Here is a 20,759-nt window from a genome sequence, read left to right as displayed (position 1 = left end):
AATGATATGAGCCATTTTCGCCCAATACAGTGAATTTTGGAAGTAGCACCGACAACAGCGTTGTGGCTTTATACCTTTGTGATTTATAAAAAAAATTAAGTACCGATTAATAATATATTAAGTATTAATAAAAAAAACGAATTAAAAAATTAAAATTGTTTATATAAATAGTTTTCAAATGTATAGGCATAGTCACAAAGAATTAGATAAGCATTATATATTATATAGAGTCACTGATGACGATAAAAAATAAATTTATTGTTATGCGGAATTGAGACATCCTGTTTTGTAGTTTACAGCAGCCTAGAAACCCGGCTTCTTTGTATAAGTATAAACATGAATATTTTCTGCATTTTATTTGATAAAAACTGTTTTTCTTGAGTAAGCGCATTCATCGACCGAGTATTTACCGAAGCCGTTTACTATAACTTTAAATTAGACTGGAAGTAAAAATTTCCAATTTGGTATAAATATGAAAAAAGCAATCTATTGGTTAATGGGTGAGCGAGCTGGAAGAACTATAGTTGGCACCTGGAACTGGTTATGGGGAATTCCTGTAGAACAAGGTGGAAAAGTTGCCGTAGCAGTGGCAGAAGAATCATTACACTCAATGCAGCAGTCAGTTCAAAAGCTTGCAGAAGCTGTAGCAATGCAAGTTGGCTCATATGAAAAAGCTAAAAAGAAGTACGAAGAAAAAGCCCAGGAATTAAAGCAAGCAGAACAGCAAGCAGCACTCGCACAACGTGCAGGAAATCAAGAAGCTGCGCGTTTAGCAATGTCAAGAGTAATTCAAATAGAGCAACTATTACCCCAACTCGAAGCACAAGTGAAGCAAGCGGAACAGTATGTCAACGCTTCTAAAGAAAAGTTAAACCGCGAACGAATGAAGCTTGAAGCGTACAAAACCGATATGCAAAATATGAAGGACTTAGCAGAAATTAACGAAGCTTTAGGAGCAATTGCCAAAGTCAACAATGAATTTGATATTGGTTCAGCACGTTCGCAGTTTGAAACCGCTAAAAACGCTGTTCAAGGCAGGAACTTGCGCCAAAACGCTTTAGCTGAGTTATCAGAAAACCCAGCCGAAAAACTTCAGGCAGACCTGGAGCAAATGACCGCAGACGACGAAATTAATCGGCGTCTACAAATGTTGAACGATTCCAATCCGAAACAGCTACCTCAATAAGTCCAATCAAATACATCAACCACAGAAAATAATCATATGGCTCAAAGAAGCGGCCCACCACCAATTGTTTTCATTGCTGCACTAATCGCACTACTTGGAGGAGGTTACTGGTTTTTCTTCAAACGTGACCAGGCGCCTGCTCCAGTTGCTACCGATGCTCCAGTAAATACCACTCAAACAGGTTCTAATAGTACTCCAACTGGTACAAACACAACAATATCTGCTGCGTTTCCATTACCTGCGAGTGTACCTGCCGGAACATCAGTTAGAATTGATGGTTCTACATCGATGGTGACTGTTAATGAAAACCTCAAACAAGGTTTCCAAAGACAATTCCAAGGCGCCAACGTAAGTACTAGTGCAGGTGGTTCCGACAAAGGTATTCAAGACTTAATTGCTGGAAAAGTAGAAATAGCAGCAGTATCACGACCACTAACTTCATCTGAACAAGCACAAGGATTAACAGCTGTTCCTATTGCCAACGATGCAATTGCAGTTGTTGTAGGTAAAAATAATCCTTTTAGTGGTAGCTTAACAATTGCTGAGGTATCAGATATTTTCCAAGGAAAAGTTAATAATTGGTCGGCAGTTGGAGGAACAGCAGGAACTATCCGCGTTATTAACCGACCAGCTATAAGCGGAACAAATAAATCTTTTCAAGAATTAATATTAAAAGGCGCCAACTTTGGCACAACGCCAAACATAGCAACATTACCAAGAGATGCCACAACTCCTTTGCTTCAAGCTCTAGGCACTGATGGTATCGGCTACGCTACATACGCACAAGTTGCCAAACAACAAACAGTGAGAGTTGTACCTATCGATGGATTGACACCAGATTCATCCAGCTATCCTTACCAAAGAACCTTGTATTACGTTTATAAAACTCCTGCAAATCCTGCTGTACAAGCATTTATAGGCTATGCCACTTCCCCTCAAGGACAGCAAGCTTTAATTGGTAACTAAATTGCAACGAATACAGCGGATGTAACGGATGTAACGGATGCAACGGATGCAACGGATGTAACGGATGTAACGGATGCAACGGATGCAACGGATGCAACGGATGCAACGGATGCAACGGATGTAACGGATGTAACGGATGTAGCGGATGTAACGGATAAGTTATTTGTTTTTGTTATAAACAAAGACTTGTTCGATAAAATCAATTATCCGTTACATCCGTTCATCATCCGTTGCCACATCCGTTGCCAATTAATTCGTATGATTAGTACTACTATATCTAACCCTAGTACCTGCCCAAAGTAACTTTTCGCGTAGAGTTTGATAATAAGAATTATTCTCGCGCAGTACAATAAACTTAGCGCGACAATCAGCCATTCTAATATCAACGCGATGTCCTGGCCAAATAGAAGTAGCGAGTACTCCATCCATCCATAGCTTTGTACTCAAATCGTAATCTCCTAGGGGCCAAATGCTAACAACCGAACCAGGAGGTAAAACAATTGGACGACTTGAGAGACTCATTGGACAAATAGGAGTAACGGTGAGTGCTTCCATACCGTCGTGCATAATGGGACCATTCGCAGAAACTGTATAACCTGTTGAACCGGTGGGAGTCGCAACAATTAACCCATCTCCAACGTACTGGTCTATAACCTCACCGTCGATTTCAATTTCTAAAATTGATGTAATCATTCGGTCTGCTGAAGCGGGTTTGACGCACATTTCATTCAAACATAAATACCGCTCAGTCACAGGTTCCAAATTAGATCCATGTCCCTCAAATACTGCCGCTTGCAACATCATACGTCGTTGAATTGCATAGCGGTCTTCTAGCAACCTGTCCCAAACTTGTTCGGTGTCTTTAAATTCATCCACCGACTCGGTTAAAAATCCCAGGTGTCCCCCAACATTAACACCTAATATCGGGATACCAGCAGCAGCCAAATGTCTGGCGCCTGTTAATACTGTACCATCACCACCTAACACTAAAGCCAAGTCTATTTCATGGTTAGCGGAAGCCAAAAATACAGGATAAGGATTATCCTTTGGTCCACTTGGTCCCATTAAGACTTGGCAGTTACGACTTTCTAGTTGTTTAGCGCAAATCTCTGCCCAACGCTTGCTTTGGGCATCACGCGCTTTATAAGCAATAATTACCTGCTTTAAGTCCACACGAATACTACCATTTAAGGAGATTAAACTGCTCCATATCGACAGTATCGCGATTACGATAAATTGCCAATACTATAGCTAATCCTACCGCTGCTTCGGCTGCTGCTACAGTAATTACGAATACAGTGAAAACTTGACCCTTAATTTCTACTGGGTCAAGGTAGTTAGAAAATGCCATCAAATTCAGGTTTACCGCATTCAGCAGTAATTCGATTGACATTAGCACTCGCACAGCATTACGGCTAGTAATTAAGCCAAAAATACCGATACAAAACAGTGCTGCGGCAAGTATCAAAAAGTACTGAAGTTGCATAAATTATTTCTACGATAGTTCATTCTCAGCCGATGAGACTAATTCTCTCGGACGTTCGGGTAAAGTCAAAACTGTTTGTCGCAAATCTGAAGGACTAACTTCTGGTAAATACTCGCGACGCGCCAGAATAATTGCACCAACCATTGCCATTAGCAATAGTACAGAAGCAAGTTCAAAAGGTAACAAAAAGTCACTAAAGAAATGTTCGCCAATTACTATGATGGGTTGTGGCGCCGGAGCAAGCGTAGAAAGTGCCCAAGGAGTTGCCAGAACCATTGTACTGAGAAGAGCAAATAGTCCAAAGCTGACAACAGCAGTCAGTGCTTTGCGTACCCAAGCTGTAGGATAAGGAACAAAATTTTGACGTTTGTTTACCAACATAATGGCAAACAAAATCAAAACGTTGATGGCGCCGACATAAACGAGTAGTTGTGCTGCGGCGACAAAATCAGCATTCAGCAACAAATACAAGCCAGCAATACCAGCAAAAACTCCACCCAATAAAAAAGCGGAATAGACGATGTTATCAAATAAAACAACACCTAACGCGCTGCCAATTACCATCAGCGCTAGGATAACGAACGAAACAGTTTGTACACCGGAAGCTAAATTCACTTTACTTATCCTTTATTTTTCTGCCTGTTCGATTAAGTCTTGAGGACGGGCGCCGGGACGAGGAGCATCAGCAGGAAGTCCATGAGGCTCCATAACACCCTTGGGCAAGTACACAAGTTCGCGTAAAGGTGTCACCATTGGGTCATCAGTAACCTTATAAGGTAAGCGACCAAGGGCAACGCTATCATAATTCAACTCGTGGCGGTCATAAGTTGAAAGCTCATACTCTTCTGTCATCGATAAACAGTTAGTAGGACAATATTCAACACAGTTACCGCAGAAAATACAAACACCAAAGTCAATACTATAGTGATTGAGCTTTTTCTTCTTAGTAGCCTTATCAAATTCCCAATCAACTACAGGCAAGTTAATCGGACATACCCGTACACAGACTTCACAAGCAATACATTTATCAAATTCAAAATGGATACGACCGCGAAACCGTTCACTAGGAATTAACTTCTCATAAGGATATTGAACAGTAACAGGGCGCCGCTGCATATGGTCAAAAGTTACAGAAAGACCTTCACCAATATACTTAGCAGCTTGTACCGCTTCTTTCGCGTAATCGCCAACTTGTTTGAGGAATTTAAGCATAGTTTCTCTCTTTTTTAAAGTGAGGAGTGAGGAGTGAGGAGTTAGGAGTTATTATTCATTTTTAACTCCTAACTCCCAACTCCTAACTCTTAGTTATCCACCAAAAGCAACAGGAAAAGCTAATTTCAAAGCCGCAGTCAACAGTAAATTTACCAAAGCGATAGGTAGCAAAAACTTCCAACCCAAATCAAGTAGTTGGTCAATGCGAACCCGTGGAACAGTCCAACGTAGCAAGATAGCAAGGAATACGAGGAAGTAAGCTTTGAGTAAAGTCATAGTTATACCCACAGTCGCAGCAACAACCTGCAACACTGGGTCAGTAACACTAACTCCCAACCAACTTGCAATCAACGTTAGGGGAACAGGAAAGTCCCAACCACCGAGATATAAAACAGATACAAGTAAAGCAGAGAGTACGAGGTTAACGTAGGAGCTAAGGTAAAAAAGCGCGAACTTCATCCCCGAATATTCAGTTTGATAACCTGCAACTAATTCTTCCTCAGCTTCAGGTAAGTCAAAAGGCATCCGTTCGCACTCAGCCAAAGCAGCTATCCAGAAAATAATGAATCCAACAGGTTGGCGCCAAACGTTCCAACCTAAAATGCCGTAGCCTGATTGTTGGTTAACAATATCAATAGTGCTAAGACTATTGGACATCATCACAATTGCTAACACAGATAGCGCTAGGGGAATTTCGTAGCTAATAGATTGTGCTGCTGCTCGCAAACCACCTAAAAGCGAATACTTATTATTGGATGCGTAACCAGCCATTAACAACCCAATTGGTTGAACGCTTGATAAAGCAATCCATAAAAATACGCCCATTCCAACATCTGTAATTATCAGGTTTTGTCCAAACGGTACTATCAGGTAGGACAAAAATACAGGTAATACAACAATGATTGGACCGAGGGTAAACAGCAATGGGTCTGCCAATGCTGGTACTACATCTTCTTTAAACACTAGCTTCAGACCATCTGCTACTGGCGCCAGTAATCCTAAAGGACCGATATATTCAGGACCAATCCGCTGTTGTGCTGCCGCTGATATTTTTCGTTCCAGCCATACACAGACCAATACCCCAACAGTGGCGCCTATCAGCATTACAATCATTGGCAAAGGCATCCAAATAGCCTTCGCAGTACCTGCTGGTAGTCCCAACTGCTTTAGGGAATCTATAAAAGTTCCTTGCAGATCAATTCCTGAGTTCATTTTTCCGCTCTTTAAGTCAACGTTCAAGTAGGGATACATATCCCTATGTAGTCATTGATACTGAGTCTTTGACAATCTGATATGTAAAGTAATATAAACTTACCAATAGCATTGTATCTAATTGCTAGGTAAATTTAAGATTTTTTGCAACCCTTTAGGTTTACCCCATGTTTAGTATATCGTTGGTTGGTTTTTGCCCGACGCAAAACTAATACGATTTCTACTTATGGTATTGATTTGGATATGCAATTTGGGGCGGTTTGGGGCGGGTTTAGCTATATCTTAATGAATGTGAGGGATATGGGTTAACCCGCCCCTACGGTATTTACCGTTGTTCTATGGGTGTATAACTGACTTCGTGGCGCCCGTTATATACCTGGGTTGGACGAAAAATTCGATTTTCTTCTAACTGCTCTTTCCAATGCGCTAGCCAACCTGCGACACGGGCTATTGCAAAAATTGGGGTAAATAAGTCAGTTGGGATTCCCATTTTTCTATACACCAAACCCGAATAAAAGTCAACGTTTGGATAAATACCTTTATGACCCAACTTTTCTTCTGCAACTCTTTCCACTTCTTGGGCAATATCAAAATATTTATCGTGCCCAAACTTGGCAAATAGCTGCTGGGCTAAATCTTGCAAAATAGTTGCGCGCGGGTCTTTAACTTTATACACACGGTGCCCAAGCCCCATAATCTTGGCTTTACGCTGTATACAATCCTCAATATAAGGACGTACATTCGAGACCGAACCAATTTCTTCAAGCATGTGGATAACTTCTTCGTTTGCCCCACCATGCAAAGGACCTCCCAAAGTACCAACTGCACTAGCAACTACAGCGTATGGGTCAGTTAATGTTGATGCTGTTACCCGCGCGCTAAAAGTGGAAGCATTCATGGTATGTTCAGCCTGGAGAATCAAACATACATCAAAAATGCGCGCGGCTAATGGGTCAGGCTTTTTCTCATTTAGCATGTATAAGAAGTTAGCCGAATAGTCCAAGTCATCATGTGGACGTACTGGGTCATTACCTTGCCGCATTAACTGAAATGCTGCGACCATAGTCGGGATTGTGGCGAGAAGCCGAACTACAGCATCACGAATATATACAGGGTTATGCAAATCGCGCCGTGAGTAAAATAAGCCTAAAGCAGCAGCAGAAGCTTGCAGAGCATCCATTGGGTGACCGCTTTCTGGAAAAGATTTCATCATGTCGCGGATGCGGTACTTGATTCGGCGATGCATCTTAACTTCTTCTTCAAACTCCGCTATCTGTTGCTTTGTAGGAAGTTCGTTCCAAATTAAGAGGTATGCAGTTTCTAAAAATGTACTCTTAGAAGCTAGTTCCTCGATTCGGATGCCACGATATTCAAGAATTCCTTTTTGCCCATCGACAAAACTAATACTAGATTCGGCGGCAGGAATGCCTTCCAAACCGGGCTTATATTCGCACACCATCATGGCAATACCATCAGAATAGTTAAAAAGTTGCTCTGGCTTAACTTACCAGAAATACTGACTACCACAACAGTATCCGTTCTAACAGATTTTTTTCTGAAACGTCGAATATCGGTTAGAGGAAGTACTTGGGTGGTGTCAACCAAAACATTTGACTGTTACCCAAGGGAGCAGCGTTTTCTGGCAGCTTTATTCCGATCATACCCGCTTTTTTGAGGACTATGTTGCCCTTGGCTTCTCCCCACACTAAAAGCTCTGCCCAGCTACTTAAATCTGGTTCATGTCCAACCAACACCAGCTTATAATCCGTCTCAAATTTTTGTTGAACTAACCAATTTTCTATCCAACCTGATAATGACCCATTCGGCGCCAAGTAACCTGATTCTTCCAACTTTTTACTAAGTCCCGCTTCCATAAGTATGGATGCCGTAGAGTGTGCGCGTACCAATGGACTTGTAATAATTGCGTCAAATTTTAAACCAAGCTCAACCAGTCGTTTCGCGACCTTCTCAGTTTTGTGTTTTCCCTCTTTAGTCAGCTTGCGTGCTTCATCTTGTATATCTTCGCTTTTCTCTTCAGCGATACCGTGACGAAATAAGTAAAGTTCCATTTTTATAACTCAAGTCTACTAAAATAAGAATAAATCTATATAGCGCTCCCGCAATAATTGATTATGGACGCTCTTGAATTGATACGGCGTTATGAAAAAGGAGAACGTAACTTTTCGGGTGTTAACTTGAGTAAAGTCAAGTTAATAGGTGCCTATTTACCTGGAATTAATCTATGGGGAGCGGACTTGACGGGTGCCAACCTTGCCAAAGCCAAACTGTGGGGGGCAAATTTATCGTTAGCTAACTTAGCGCAAGTAAATTTAACGCAAGCAAATATAAGTGGCGCCAACTTTCAACAAGCCAACCTTCGAGGTGCGAAACTCCACTATATAAAATACTACGGCGCCAACTTTATAGATTCTATCTACGACACCAGTACAAAGTTTCCACGAGGCTTTGACCCCACCGAGTACAACATGCGACCATTTGAATAAGTAGTGAGTGCTGAAGGGAAAGTAAAAAGTGCGCTCGTGCGCTCGTGCGCTCGTCAAAAATTGAACTCCTAACTTCTAACTCCTAATTATTAAACTTACTCAGCACGAGCGCACTTTCAACTCAGTACTTCTTCTCAGCACTCACCACTTTCAACTTTTCACTTTTTCGGCGCCGTGGAACCTCATAGGTCATAAAATCATGTGCCATATCGGTATTTGGAAAAATAGCACGCGCTTCTAAAAGTAAATCTTTAAGTTCTATGGTATTACCAGGAGCATAGCGAGGACTAAAGTGAGTCATTATTAAACGATGCGTCGAGGCTGCGAGTGCAGTTTGTGCTGCCATTGTAGTTGTAGAATGCAAACGCTGAAAAGCCATGTCAGAATCTTGATGAGCAAAAGTAGCTTCATGAATAAGCACATCGGCATCTTGCGCTAGCTCTACGGCGCCATCGCAAAACACAGTATCAGTACAATAAGCAATCTTACGTCCAATCTCGGTTGGTCCACATAAATCACTACCGTTAATTATGCGTCCGTCGTTGAGAGTCACAGTTTCACCACGTTTTAACTGGCCATAAATACGACCAGGAGGTATTTCCAGTTCTTTAGCTTTTTCAACGTCAAAGCGTCCTACTCGGTCTTTTTCTACAATACGATACCCGTATGCAGTGACGCGATGGTTTAACTGACCACAAATAACACTAAATTCCTCGTCTTCGTATACAACACCCGGACGGACAGCATGAACTTTCACCGGATAGGAAAAATGCGTGTGCGAGTAACGCGAACAAGCTTGAAGATACTCATTTAACCCAGCAGGCCCGTAAATATCAACACGGTCAACGTTACCTGCTAAACCACAACTTGCCAAAAGCCCCATCAAACCAAATATATGGTCTCCGTGCATGTGGGTAATAAATATTCGCGACAATTGGCTGACCTTTAAGTCACTCCTCAATATTTGATGCTGCGTACCCTCACCGCAGTCAAATAACCACAATTCTGCTCTTTGAGGTAATCTCAAGGCTACACTCGAAACATTGCGCGCTCGCGTTGGTACTCCGGAACTTGTCCCTAAAAATGTTATTTGCACAGTTTTATCTTAGGCTGTAATGCTTTTGAAGCTCGCGTTCTCATCTCATCTATATATATAGTGACACGGAAAAACCTAAAATTGATACCAAAGTCACAGTCGTCACAAAAAAAAATAAATATTACTACTTTTGGTAGATGCTATTTATGTTAATATAATATTTAAAGAAACTTTGATTAGAATCTTGATTCTATTGCTAATTTTACCACTATAGCATCCATAGATTCGATTTTGCCTGTTGTTGATTTTATAGCTAAACAGTGATACATTAATATATTAACTAGGATTGATTGAGTATACACTAAAAAGTACAAAAAAAAAAATTTTTTTGGTAAAATTTATTGTGTTTCTTAATGAATGTGTGAAGATATCCAGGTTTTGTTGACATGATTCATAAAAGTGTAATAATAAATACTGAATATTAGAATCAAGGTGCAAAACCAAAAATATGCTAAGATTAATATTTATTAGGGGCTGTGCTACTTTTTATAAAGCAAGCAGCAAATTGTAAGTGCCAGTCCAGTTTTAAAAGTAAGCGCAAAAGAATTTTACATTGGTTTTTGTTACGTCATACTATTGCTGATTTGTGTCAATGTTCTGTGTGCGATTTACTTAACTGCCAAAATGGCACAACTTATAGAGTTTGTACAAGTAAGATATTGGTTTTAGAACTATCATAGTATTCAGTTCGTTGCCAAAATAGACATAGACACGGTATAGAGATACTACCAGGTTGTGGTTTCCCGCAGCTTCAGCTAGATTATTTAAATTGTTCCTTTAATCATCTTTCGACTAAAGTCTAGTTTGGTATTTGAAACTGTTTGCTTTAATAGATAATGTTTGTCATAAAAATGCGATTGAGTGTAGTAATGCATCACTAAGTCGCAATGCAGTTAAGAGAATAAAACAATAAAAAATATGAAATACACGGCTTTAATTAGGTAAATTCCCCCTAGACTGGCAATCATAAGGGGAAAACAACTTAATTAAGTCGCATACCACCTAAACAGTTAACTAGCTTAAAAAAGCTAGCATAACTTGTGCAACTGTAGCCTGATCAGAGGATTCTATCAGTTGCTAGGAACTTACGTACCCAAATTTAGTTGATAGCTACTTACTTAGAATTATGTCACGAAAGTTGATAATCCAACAAATTTCAAATCTAAGATTTATTGATGGCTTTGTGCCCTTTCGTGACATTTCGTAGCTGTATTGATATTCAAAACTGACTTAAGAGGGTCTTGATGATGCGATCCCAGGAAGAACTAAGTTTTAGAATTGCTAAAGTATTAGGTGAAAACCTTGGACAAAAAGAACTGCAAAGTTGTTTAGAAACTGCTAAAATATTGGAATTGCCCCTTGCAATGCAGTTTTGGCAGTTAAGAGATGCTGAAAGCGGTATTTATGTAATTCTTACAGGTAAAGTTAGATTTTTAGACGACTTGGAGAACTTAATTACTACTTTGTCGGTAGGAGCATCATTTGGAGAGGCAACTCTGTTTAGTCAAGACGAATTTAGTTCGTATGCAGCGAGAGCTTCGCAAAACTTAAGGTTGTGCTACCTGAGTTTAGAGACGTTGCAACCGTTAATAGATAAGTATCCTGAAGTTAGTGACAAGCTGTATAAACAAGCATCCATTTGGGACTTAATGCTGTTATGCCGTCAAAACTCTAAGTTTCCAAGCCATCCATCGCTTGTACCAGGAATGCTTGAAGCTTTATCGCTGTTTGAACGGCGCCATTTCACCACCGAAGAGTCCGAGCTTGTTTTTAAAGATTGCAGCATGGTGTTGGTGCTATTTGGACAAATGCAGCATAGTAGTGGAACTTTATTGAAGCCAGGTAAAATTTGTGGCAATCCAGAACAGGGTAGTTGGCTCATAGAGCAACCCACGACTGCATATATACTTAAAAATACGGATTATCAAGTAGCAATTGAATACTGTCCTGAGTTAGCAGAATTTGGGGCGCCTTTAGAGCAACCTTTATCTCAAAAGCCACGCAAGCTTTTATCAGCAAACCAGACTCCTAGAAATAATATTAGTGAATCGAATCAGAAAGTAATTCCTTTTCCTGTACGCAGTCGGGAAGCTCAACAAAAGCCAAAAAAATCTCGACCTTACTTTCCTAGTCCCAAGGTGGCAATGGGACATTGGTGGGGACGATTAACCCGACAATATCCGTTCTACGCTCAACAAAGCGCTTCAGATTGTGGCGCCGCTTGTTTGGTAATGATTGGTAACTATTGGGGTAAGCGCTTCAGTATCAACAAGTTGCGGGATATGACAAATGCTACCCGCAGTGGCGCCTCTTTACGTGCGGTTGCTTCGGTAGCTGAAAGTTTGGGTTTTGCCACACGTCCAGTCAAAGCGACTTTCGATAAATTCGCTCTTCAATCACTACCTGCAATTGCCCACTGGGAAGGTAAACATTTTATTGTTGTTTATGAAATTACCAAAAAACGGATAATTGTCGGCGACCCTGCCCTTGGACAACGTATTCTCACACACAAGGAATTTGAAAAAGATTGGACGGGGTATGCATTGTTACTGCAACCCACTGCTGCCCTTAAACAAACCAAAAATGATACGACTGGACTGTGGAAGTTTTTTGAACTAGTTAAACCACATTACAAGGTATTATTTGAAATCTTCATCGCTTCAGTATTGATGCAAATATTTGGGTTAGTGACACCAGTATTCACCCAGTTATTATTAGATCGGGTTTTAGTACAACGTAGCGTTAGCACCCTAAACGCTGTTGGTTTAGGAATGATTTTATTTGGCTTATTCCGTATTGCTATGAATGCAGTACGAACGTATCTACTAGACCATACCGCAACGCGCGTTAGTCTTGCTTTAGTTATAGGTTTTATCAAACATACTTTCCGTTTACCTTTATCTTATTTCGAGTCGCGTTATGTTGGAGATATTATCTCTCGCATCCAAGAAAACCAGAAAATTCAGACTTTCTTAACTGGTGAGACGCTATCAATAACGCTCGATTTAATGTCATTAATTGTTTATTTAGGAGTAATGTTTTCCTATAGCTGGAAGATGACGTTGTTTGTGCTAGTAACCGTGCCGCCATTTTTTATACTGGCACTAGCAAGTACCAGCATTTTGCGCCGCATTTCTAGAGAGGTATTTAATGCAGGCGCCGAAGAAAATAGCTACCTGATAGAATCTTTGACAGGTATACGTACTATTCGCTCATTGGCAATTGAGCAAACAGTGCGTTGGCGTTGGGAAGAACTCCTAAATAATTTAGTTAAAAAATCTTTCTCCGCTCAAGTCATTGGCATTCGCTTATCTGCCGTTAGTGGCGTAATCGAAATGTTTGTAAGTACAGGAATAATGTGGTTTGGCGCATGGCAGGTCATTAATGGCGAGCTTACCATTGGACAATTAGTGGCTTTTAATATGTTAATTGGTAACGTCTTGAGTCCATTTCAACGCTTTTCTGGACTCTGGAATCATTTTCAAGAAATTGTTATTTCCGTCGAACGTCTTAATGATGTTTTAGAGGCAGAACCAGAAGAAGACTTACAAAATAAACCTCGCAAATCATTACCTAGACTCAAAGGACACATTCGCTTTCATAATGTCACTTTTCGTTATCATCCAGAAAGTGAAACTAATGTGCTACAAAACCTTAACTTTGAAATTCAGCCCGAACAAATGGTGGCTCTAGTTGGGCGCAGTGGTTCTGGTAAAACAACATTAGGCAAATTAATTTTAGGTTTATACCCTGCGACTGATGGCAAAATTACAATTGATGGCTATGATGTCAATCATATTGCTTTAAAATCGCTACGTTCTCAAATTGGAGTCGTAGATCAAGACACATTTTTATTCGGTGGTACGATACGCGAAAATATTGCTATAGCTCATCCAGAAGCAACCATAGAAGAAATAGTTCAAGCAGCATATGCGGCAGGTGCTGATGAATTTATTCAGAAGCAGCCACTTGGTTACGAAACCCAAATTGGTGAAGGTGGGGGAATGCTGTCTGGAGGACAGCGCCAACGTCTCGCAATTGCTCGTGCCTTGCTCGGAAATCCTCGCTTAATATTATTGGATGAAGCAACTAGTCACCTTGACGCTGAATCTGAACGAATTATTCAAAACAATTTCAAAACTATTCTTAAAGGACGTACAAGCGTCATCATTGCCCATCGTCTCTCTACCGTTCGCAATGCAGACCTAATTTTAGTATTAGACCACGGTGTACTGGTAGAAAGCGGTACTCATGATGAGTTGATTGCCAAGAGAGGTCATTATTACTACCTTAATCAACAACAACTCGCCGAAGCTGGGTAACTCAAAAAGGCGCCTGTAATTATCTTTTGTAATTATCTTTCGTAATTATCTTTGAATTTAACGATTCATACCTTGCACTCTTCTTAACCATGTCCCAACCATTTCTTAATCCTCTTCCTGAAGAGGAACAGCACCAGTCTCAAAGCGATATACGCGCGGGAGAAAATCATGCAATCCGCGACCCAGTAGAAACATTTGATGATAGTAAAGATTTATTCCACGGTAGTGAAGAACTACTCGATGCCTTACCGAGACTTTGGACGCGCGGTTTACTGTACGTTCTACTTGGCTTTGGTGTTTTAGCTTTACCTTGGTCGATGTATTCCAAAGTAGATGAGACTGGAAGTGCAAGAGGACGTATAGAACCAAAAGGTGCAACACTAAAATTGGATTCTGAAGTTGGTGGAAGTGTTAAAGCAGTCAAAGTTAAGGAAGGTGAAACCGTTAAAGCTGGGCAAGTGCTACTAGAATTAGATTCGGAAATCTTGCGAACACAAATCAAAGAGACCGAGGCAAAGCTAGTTGGACTACAAAATCAGCGCGTGCAACTCAATATTCTCAAGAATCAATTACAGTTGACGATTAGCGTTACTGAACAGCAAAATAAATCTCAAGAATCAGAAAAGCTTTCGCAAATCAACCAAGCAAAGCAGAATCTGGATTCAAAGCAGAGTACTTATAACCTGCAAAAGTCGGAAAAACAGGCATTAGTTAGTCAAGCGCTTTCTCAAATTCAAGTTACTCTTAATGATAAAGAAGCATCTAAGAACCGCTTGAGTATTGATTCAAAACAAGTTGAACGCTTTAACAATCTGGTTAAAGATGGCGCCATTTCCGCAATGCAGGTTGATCAACTCAAAAAAGAAGAACAAGAAAGTAAGCGCACATATCAAAAAAATGTATACGACGTAAAACAAGCAGAACTACGTTTAGCCGAAGAGAAAAGTCGCTATCAAACAACAGTTAGCCAGCTTGAGTCTGACATTAAACAAGCGAAACTTCGGTTGCAAGAGGTGCAAGACAGCTATACTAGCTTACAAAAAAATGGCAAACTAGCCGTTTTAAAAAATGAGCAACAACTCAAAGACTTGATTGCCCAAATTACAGCAAATCAATCGGCTATTGCTCAAACGACTAGCCAAATGACATCGTTAAAGCTTCAGTTACAACAAAGAATAGTTATGTCTCCCCTCGACGGGATAATTTTTGAGTTGCCATTTAGCAAACCTGGAACAGTCGTACAACCTGGTCAAAGAGTTGCACAAATTGCACCTAAAAATGTAGGTTACGTACTCAAAGCAAGCATACCTAGTCAAGATAGCGGCTTTTTGAAGGTGGGAATGCCAGTCAAAATTAAGTTTGACGCTTATCCCTTCCAAGAACATGGCATTGTACCTGGGAAAGTCGCACGAATTTCCCCTGACTCGAAAGTGAATCAAACACCTAGTGGAGGAACTATCGAAACCTATGACTTAGAAATTGCTTTAGAACAGCAGTATGTTAACAATGGCAGCAAACGCATTCCATTAACCGCTGGTCAAACTGCAACTGCTGAAGTCATCATTCGTCAACGTCGTGTTATTGACTTTGTTTTAGACCCATTTAAGAAACTGCAAAAAGGAGGTTTAGAGGTTTAAGAGTTATGAGTTATGAGTTATGAGTTATACATGGAAAGGAGAAAAAACATATGTCGTTCACCATTTCTAGTTCAGATATCATTTACAACCTCAAACTCTCCTGCCAAATTCCCAGTGTCATAGAAGCGATTGCCGAAGCTCATATTATTGCTGTATCAGCCCAAAAAGCAGGAATTACTGTCACGAATGAAGAATTGCAGATTGAAGGTGACAAACTGCGGTTAGAAAAGAAACTGGTAAAAGCAAAGGATACATGGACATGGCTAGAAAAGCATCATCTTTCTGTAAAAGAGTTTGAAGAATTAGTCCATAACCAAGCTCTGTCTCGGAAGCTAGCTCATCACATGTTTTCTCCTCATGTGGAAAAGTACTTTTATGAGCATAGACTCGATTACGATCAAGCAGCTACCTATGAAGTCGTCTTTGAGGAGCGTGACTTAGCCTTGGAATTGTTTTATGCCATAGAAGAAGGTGAAATCACTTTTGCTGAAATTGCTCGCCAATTCATTCAAGAGCCAGAACTTCGCCGCGCGGGTGGATACAAAGGACTGCGGCGCCGTAGTTCATTTCGTCCAGAGATTGCGGCGGCTGTATTTGCGGCAACTCCACCTCAGATTCTCAAACCGATTACCACGCCTTCATGTGTGTATTTAATTTGGGTGGAGGAAATTATTCAACCTCAATTAGATGAGGAATTACGCGAAAAAATCACAGAGGAAATGTTTTCTGATTGGTTACAGCAACAAATAGAGGTTATGGAAATCGTCACTCAGATAAACTCTGATGATAATTCACAATCACAGTCAGAACTTTTTAAGCAAGCTTAAAGCCATTTACTAGTAATACGTAATAACCAATTAAATCCATTTTTTTCGTTGATAATTTAACTAAATAGTAGGTAAAAATAAATTATTTTGCTTATAAATAAGTTTTTTCTACAAAAAAAGAAGTTCAGTTTAATTATCAATCAAAAAATAGTTAATGTCGCTGCAAGAGCTTGATTTACAAGCATTTAGTCCAAAATAAACACAAAAAAATAATCTTTAAAAGTGCCTGAGCAGTAAAAAAAGCAAGTAATTACTGCCCAGTTTTGTCATGTTTAATTACTTTTAAACTCATTGATTAGTTCGTAAAAATAAATAATTTATTTTTGATAAAATCTATGCAAAAAAAGCAAAAAAGTTGTTGACTTTTTAAGTGAATAAGTTATAGTAGAAATGTGAGAGGGAAAACGAACTTCTCACATCGGATTCTAAAAACAAGTAATTCCCAGGAGAAAAACAATGATTATTTCTGATCTAAACTACTTGGAAGCTAATGAAGATGCAGTGTTTGGTGGTTTCGTAGTGGCAAGTCGGAACAGCAGCGAAGTAACCAGAGTTGATATAGACATTAACATTAGAGACAATAAAAACTTTAACTCTAAAGTTAATGTGTCAGGAGCTGCTGCAGTAGCTGAAGCAACTGTTTTGGGTACTAACGATTCCGCAACTCAAACTTTCACCTACCTTAATAATGGTGTAAATAGTTCCGGCTCTATCGCATTTGCTAAATTCTAGTTCCTGGTGATGAAAAATAAAGACAGCCAAAAGCTAGTAAACTTGGCACCAGTTTTGAAATCCGAGCATAACTTGACTAATCCGGAAAGTCGATTCATATAATGAACGGTATTTCTATTTCTGCTGTAAGATATTGAGTAGATTTTGGCGGTCTTTAAAGTACTTTAATAAACATTTAATCTGCTGTGCCTTTAAAAATGTACAGCAGATTATAAAGTTTCAAAATTCAAATCAATAAACAAAGTTCAAACGACATCCAAAATCGTAAAACTGGATAGTATTTTAGACAAGCCAAAATAATTCAAAGTTAAAATCAAACAAAACAAAATTAATAAACAATTGATTAATTGGAATTAATTTAGGATACAGCACCCTAATTTTAATAATCTAAGAAATCAAGCTGTGAAGCAGGAAAGCATTGTAATACTAACCTCTAATTTGAATTTGTATGTCGTGGGACTTATAGCAGATAACGAGTTATTTTGATATCGCCATGAATGATACCGAAAAAATTTTAGCAACTAATGCTAAATTCCTTATTGAATCGGCAATTCATAAGCATCAGTCTGGTGAGTGGAATGAAGCAGAATTGCTGTACAGAAAGGTATTGGAACTTCAACCCGAATTAAACAATCAATATCAGACAACAGCAAGTAACAATTTAGGAAATATATTTGAGGAACAGGGATTTTTAAACACAGCTGTAGATTTTTACAAACAAGCATTAAGGCTTAAACCTGACTATGCAGAGGCTTATTATAATTTAGGAAATGTCCTCCAAAAACAAGGTAAGTTAGACGCAGCTATAGAATTTTACCAGCAAGCTTTGAGGCTCAAGTCAGACTATGCCGAAGCTTATTATAATTTAGGAAATCTCTACCAGCAACAAGGTAACTTAGAAGCAGCTATAGAATCTTACCACCAATCATTAAAAAATAATCCTGACTGTGTTAAAGCTCATAACAATTTAGGAATTGTCTTACAGGAAAAAGGCAGGTTCGATGCAGCGGTAGAGTCCTACCAACGAGCATTAGCTATTAAGCCGGACTGTGCTGAAGCTCATAACAATTTAGGAATTGTCCTACAGGAAAAAGGCAGGTTCGATGCAGCGGTAGAGTCCTACCAACGAGCATTAGCTATTAAGCCTGACTACGCTGGTACCTATAACAACTTAGGTGCTATCTTTAAGAAACAGAATAAGTTTGATGCAGCTGTTGAATCCTTCAAGCAAGCTATCAGCTTTAAGCATAACTATCCTAAGTTTCATCAGAACTTGGGAAACACACTTTACGACCAGGGGCGCCTAGAGGAAGCGATAGAATCATACAATCAAGTTTTAAAAATTGATCCTAATTTTGCTGAAGCAAAGTTAGGCATTTGTGTAAGTCAGCTACCAACTATTTATTCCAGTGTTGACGAGATTGATTTGAAGCGAAAGCACTATCAGCAACATCTGCTTTCTTTAGCGAACTACTATCAAGTTGCGACTTCCTCTGAAAGAGCAGAGGCAGCTATAAGTGTTGGTCTCATTCAGCCTTTTTATCTAGCTTATCAAGGCTTAAATGACCGTCCTTTGCAGCAAATTTATGGGCAAATGATTGCTGGGTTAATGTCGAGTCGCTATCCTCAGTGGCACCAACCCATCGCCCTGCCAAAATTAGCAGCCAATCAAAAAATTCGCATCGGTTTTGTTTCCAGATTTTTTTACAATCATTCTAATTGGAAAATCCCCTTAAAGGGTTGGGTAGAAAACTTGGATAGAAGCGAGTTTGAATTATTTGGCTATCACACGAACAACGAACGCGATCCGGGAACTACTTCTGCTGCGAAAGCATTTGACAAATTTACTCAAGGTTCTTTACCGCTGGAAAGGTGGGCTGAAATTATTCAACAAGACAAGTTACACATCCTAATTTTTCCAGAATTTGGCATGGACTCAACAACAGTAAAATTGGGTTGTTTAAGGCTAGCTCCAATTCAAATGACATCTTGGGGACACCCTGTTACTAGTGGACTACCGACGATTGACTATTATTTGAGCAGTGACTTAATGGAACCAGAAAATGCTCAAGAACACTATACAGAACAGTTAGTCAGATTGCCGAATTTATCAATTCATTATACGCCGTTAACAATTGAAGCTCAACCAACTAGTAAACGGGAAATTGGTATCGCAGACGACGAAATTATGTTCTGGTGCTGTCAATCTTTGTATAAATATTTACCACAGTATGATAATGTCTTTTCTAGAATTGCCAAGGACTTAGCTAAACACTCAGCTAAGTGTAAGTTTGTCTTTGTTGAGGCGCAGCAAAGCAAGTATATTACAGAGATGTTTCGCGAAAGGATAAAACGAAGTTTTGAGGAATTTGGACTTAATTATCAAGATTACTGCATCTTTTTGCCTCGCTTAGAGGGTAAACAGTTTATCAGTACTACCATGTCAGCAGATGTATTCTTGGATAGCATTAGTTGGTCAGGATGCAACTCGACGTTAGAAGTAATCGCTCATAATATACCAGTTGTCACCTTGTCTGGAGACACAATGCGAGGACGGCATACTATGGCTATTCTCAAAATGATGGGTTTAGAAGAGACGATTGCTGCAACTATAGATGAGTATGTACAGGTGGCAGTTCGTTTAGGGCAAAATGATGAATATCGTCAACACATCTCTCGACAAGTTGCTGAAAATAAATATAAGTTATACGGCGACTTAAAACCAGTTAGAGCGCTAGAGGATTTTCTTTTCAAGGTAGTTAATAAGCCAAGACGATTTGGCGCCTCAGATGTGGCAGAAACCCTTCAACTCGCAGTTCAACACCATCGAGCCAATCGTCTAGTTGAGGCTGAACAGCTATATCGTCAAGTTCTAGAAAAACAACCTGACCACCCGGAAGCTTTATACAGTTTAGGTATGCTGGCGCAACAGTTAGGGCAACCCGAAACCGCTCTTACATGGTTGAATACTGCGACACAAGTTCAACCAGACTCCGTTAAGGTTTGGTTCAGTTTAGGTAATTTGTGTTTTGCTCAAAAACAGTACGGGGAAGCTGTCATCGCTTATCATCAAGCTCTAGCCCTACGACCAGACTCACTACCAATTTACAACAACTTAGGCTCTGCTCTGCAACAACAAGGACTATTGGACGAAGCAGTTCAATACTATCAAAAAGCCTTAGAACTTAAGCCAGACTTTATAGAAGCAGACGTTAATTTAGGTAATGCGCTGCACAGCCAAGACAAGCTTTCAAGCGAACAAAAACTTAACTATGCTCAATTGAATCACAAGTTGGGTATGCAAAAGAAAAAAGCTGGTGATTTACAGACCGCTGTAGCTTACTATCGCTCTAGCATTGCCCTCCAACCTGATTTAGTAGAAGCTCATTACAACTTAGGGATTGTGCTGCAAGAACAAGGAAAGTGGCAACAGGCAATTACCCATTATCAAAAAGTAATAGAACTTAATCCCCAGCACACAGAAGTCCACTTGAATTTAAGCAAAATTCATCAACAGCAAAAGCTATCACATGAGTATGATGATTTGTCAAGGATTTCATAAACAATTAGGTAGATATA

17 protein-coding genes are annotated in these 20,759 nt (G+C 39.8%); 8 read left to right on the top strand and 9 right to left on the bottom strand.

What is annotated here, in order from left to right; genetic code table 11:
• Nucleotides 1-472: 472 nt before the first annotated feature.
• Both DSM106972_RS02670 and DSM106972_RS02665 read left to right on the top strand, forming a co-directional pair.
• Nucleotides 473-1,186 (top strand): PspA/IM30 family protein, encoded by a 714-nt coding sequence (locus DSM106972_RS02670; RefSeq protein WP_127078562.1) that lies wholly within the window; start codon nt 473-475, stop codon nt 1,184-1,186.
• 36 nt (nt 1,187-1,222) lie between these two features.
• The gene (locus DSM106972_RS02665) at nt 1,223-2,152 is read left to right on the top strand and encodes a phosphate ABC transporter substrate-binding protein (protein WP_127078560.1); all 930 of its coding nucleotides are present in this window, start codon (nt 1,223-1,225) and stop codon (nt 2,150-2,152) included.
• On the opposite strand, the gene DSM106972_RS53065 is transcribed toward DSM106972_RS02665, so the two are convergent.
• The 8 genes from DSM106972_RS53065 to sixA form a co-directional block, all read right to left on the bottom strand.
• Nucleotides 2,149-2,334, bottom strand: coding sequence for a hypothetical protein (locus DSM106972_RS53065; RefSeq protein ID WP_222596632.1), 186 nt, complete (start codon nt 2,332-2,334; stop codon nt 2,149-2,151). The two genes, DSM106972_RS02665 and DSM106972_RS53065, sit on opposite strands and share 4 nt — an antisense overlap.
• 67 nt (nt 2,335-2,401) lie before the next feature.
• The gene (locus DSM106972_RS02655) at nt 2,402-3,325 is read right to left on the bottom strand and encodes an NAD(+) kinase (RefSeq protein ID WP_127078558.1); all 924 of its coding nucleotides are present in this window, start codon (nt 3,323-3,325) and stop codon (nt 2,402-2,404) included.
• A 7-nt stretch (nt 3,326-3,332) separates the two neighbouring features.
• Nucleotides 3,333-3,638 carry an NADH-quinone oxidoreductase subunit NuoK gene (nuoK, locus tag DSM106972_RS02650; RefSeq protein WP_073619306.1) on the bottom strand — a complete coding sequence of 102 codons (306 nt, stop codon included), beginning with the start codon at nt 3,636-3,638 and terminating at the stop codon, nt 3,333-3,335.
• Between the two features lie 9 nt (nt 3,639-3,647).
• The gene (locus DSM106972_RS02645) at nt 3,648-4,253 is read right to left on the bottom strand and encodes an NADH-quinone oxidoreductase subunit J (protein ID WP_127078556.1); all 606 of its coding nucleotides are present in this window, start codon (nt 4,251-4,253) and stop codon (nt 3,648-3,650) included.
• Between the two features lie 12 nt (nt 4,254-4,265).
• Nucleotides 4,266-4,850, bottom strand: a complete 585-nt coding sequence (ndhI, locus tag DSM106972_RS02640) for an NAD(P)H-quinone oxidoreductase subunit I (RefSeq protein WP_127078554.1) — start codon at nt 4,848-4,850, stop codon at nt 4,266-4,268.
• A 93-nt stretch (nt 4,851-4,943) separates the two neighbouring features.
• Nucleotides 4,944-6,062, bottom strand: coding sequence for an NADH-quinone oxidoreductase subunit NuoH (gene nuoH / locus DSM106972_RS02635; RefSeq protein WP_127078552.1), 1,119 nt, complete (start codon nt 6,060-6,062; stop codon nt 4,944-4,946).
• 325 nt (nt 6,063-6,387) lie between these two features.
• Complete coding sequence (locus tag DSM106972_RS02630; protein WP_127078550.1) at nt 6,388-7,524, bottom strand: citrate synthase; 1,137 nt, start codon at nt 7,522-7,524, stop codon at nt 6,388-6,390.
• Nucleotides 7,525-7,636: 112 nt separating this feature from the next.
• On the bottom strand, nt 7,637-8,131 hold the full coding sequence (sixA, locus tag DSM106972_RS02625) for a phosphohistidine phosphatase SixA (protein WP_127078548.1): 495 nt from the start codon (nt 8,129-8,131) through the stop codon (nt 7,637-7,639).
• 63 nt (nt 8,132-8,194) lie between these two features.
• Here sixA and DSM106972_RS02620 point away from each other — a divergent pair, with 63 nt between their 5' ends.
• Nucleotides 8,195-8,566 (top strand): pentapeptide repeat-containing protein, encoded by a 372-nt coding sequence (locus DSM106972_RS02620; protein WP_127078546.1) that lies wholly within the window; start codon nt 8,195-8,197, stop codon nt 8,564-8,566.
• Nucleotides 8,567-8,687: 121 nt separating this feature from the next.
• Here the strand turns inward: DSM106972_RS02620 and DSM106972_RS02615 are convergent, their stop codons facing one another.
• Nucleotides 8,688-9,662, bottom strand: coding sequence for a ribonuclease Z (locus DSM106972_RS02615; RefSeq protein WP_127078544.1), 975 nt, complete (start codon nt 9,660-9,662; stop codon nt 8,688-8,690).
• 1,244 nt (nt 9,663-10,906) lie between these two features.
• Between DSM106972_RS02615 and DSM106972_RS02610 the strand changes: the two genes are divergently transcribed.
• The 5 genes from DSM106972_RS02610 to DSM106972_RS02590 all read left to right on the top strand — a co-directional run bounded on the left by DSM106972_RS02610 (nt 10,907) and on the right by DSM106972_RS02590 (nt 20,742).
• Nucleotides 10,907-13,984 carry a peptidase domain-containing ABC transporter gene (locus DSM106972_RS02610; RefSeq protein ID WP_233787783.1) on the top strand — a complete coding sequence of 1,026 codons (3,078 nt, stop codon included), beginning with the start codon at nt 10,907-10,909 and terminating at the stop codon, nt 13,982-13,984.
• Between the two features lie 89 nt (nt 13,985-14,073).
• Nucleotides 14,074-15,621, top strand: coding sequence for a beta-barrel domain-containing protein (locus tag DSM106972_RS02605; protein ID WP_127078542.1), 1,548 nt, complete (start codon nt 14,074-14,076; stop codon nt 15,619-15,621).
• A 50-nt stretch (nt 15,622-15,671) separates the two neighbouring features.
• A complete protein-coding gene (locus tag DSM106972_RS02600; RefSeq protein ID WP_127078540.1) occupies nt 15,672-16,448 on the top strand; it encodes a peptidylprolyl isomerase in 777 nt (258 codons plus the stop codon).
• Nucleotides 16,449-16,904: 456 nt separating this feature from the next.
• A complete protein-coding gene (locus DSM106972_RS02595; protein ID WP_127078538.1) occupies nt 16,905-17,180 on the top strand; it encodes a hypothetical protein in 276 nt (91 codons plus the stop codon).
• Between the two features lie 493 nt (nt 17,181-17,673).
• A complete protein-coding gene (locus tag DSM106972_RS02590; RefSeq protein WP_127078536.1) occupies nt 17,674-20,742 on the top strand; it encodes a tetratricopeptide repeat protein in 3,069 nt (1,022 codons plus the stop codon).
• The last annotated feature ends 17 nt before the right edge of the window (nt 20,743-20,759 follow it).

Source organism: Dulcicalothrix desertica PCC 7102 (assembly GCF_003991905.1).
Lineage (GTDB): Bacteria > Cyanobacteriota > Cyanobacteriia > Cyanobacteriales > Nostocaceae > Dulcicalothrix > Dulcicalothrix desertica.
Note: the sequence above shows the minus strand (reverse complement) of the source record. Positions and strands in the feature narration are given on the sequence as shown.

Excerpts from the sequence above, each read along its gene's own strand:
- nuoH (WP_127078552.1), bottom strand. The coding sequence starts at position 6,062 with ATGAACTCAGGAATTGATCTGCAAGGAACTTTTATAGATTCCCTAAAG.
- DSM106972_RS02665 (WP_127078560.1), top strand. The coding sequence starts at position 1,223 with ATGGCTCAAAGAAGCGGCCCACCACCAATTGTTTTCATTGCTGCACTA.
- DSM106972_RS02605 (WP_127078542.1), top strand. The coding sequence starts at position 14,074 with ATGTCCCAACCATTTCTTAATCCTCTTCCTGAAGAGGAACAGCACCAG.
- DSM106972_RS02630 (WP_127078550.1), bottom strand. The coding sequence starts at position 7,524 with ATGATGGTGTGCGAATATAAGCCCGGTTTGGAAGGCATTCCTGCCGCC.
- DSM106972_RS02610 (WP_233787783.1), top strand. The coding sequence starts at position 10,907 with ATGATGCGATCCCAGGAAGAACTAAGTTTTAGAATTGCTAAAGTATTA.
- DSM106972_RS02595 (WP_127078538.1), top strand. The coding sequence starts at position 16,905 with ATGATTATTTCTGATCTAAACTACTTGGAAGCTAATGAAGATGCAGTG.
- DSM106972_RS02620 (WP_127078546.1), top strand. The coding sequence starts at position 8,195 with ATGGACGCTCTTGAATTGATACGGCGTTATGAAAAAGGAGAACGTAAC.
- DSM106972_RS02670 (WP_127078562.1), top strand. The coding sequence starts at position 473 with ATGAAAAAAGCAATCTATTGGTTAATGGGTGAGCGAGCTGGAAGAACT.
- ndhI (WP_127078554.1), bottom strand. The coding sequence starts at position 4,850 with ATGCTTAAATTCCTCAAACAAGTTGGCGATTACGCGAAAGAAGCGGTA.
- sixA (WP_127078548.1), bottom strand. The coding sequence starts at position 8,131 with ATGGAACTTTACTTATTTCGTCACGGTATCGCTGAAGAGAAAAGCGAA.
- DSM106972_RS02600 (WP_127078540.1), top strand. The coding sequence starts at position 15,672 with ATGTCGTTCACCATTTCTAGTTCAGATATCATTTACAACCTCAAACTC.
- nuoK (WP_073619306.1), bottom strand. The coding sequence starts at position 3,638 with ATGCAACTTCAGTACTTTTTGATACTTGCCGCAGCACTGTTTTGTATC.
- DSM106972_RS02590 (WP_127078536.1), top strand. The coding sequence starts at position 17,674 with ATGAATGATACCGAAAAAATTTTAGCAACTAATGCTAAATTCCTTATT.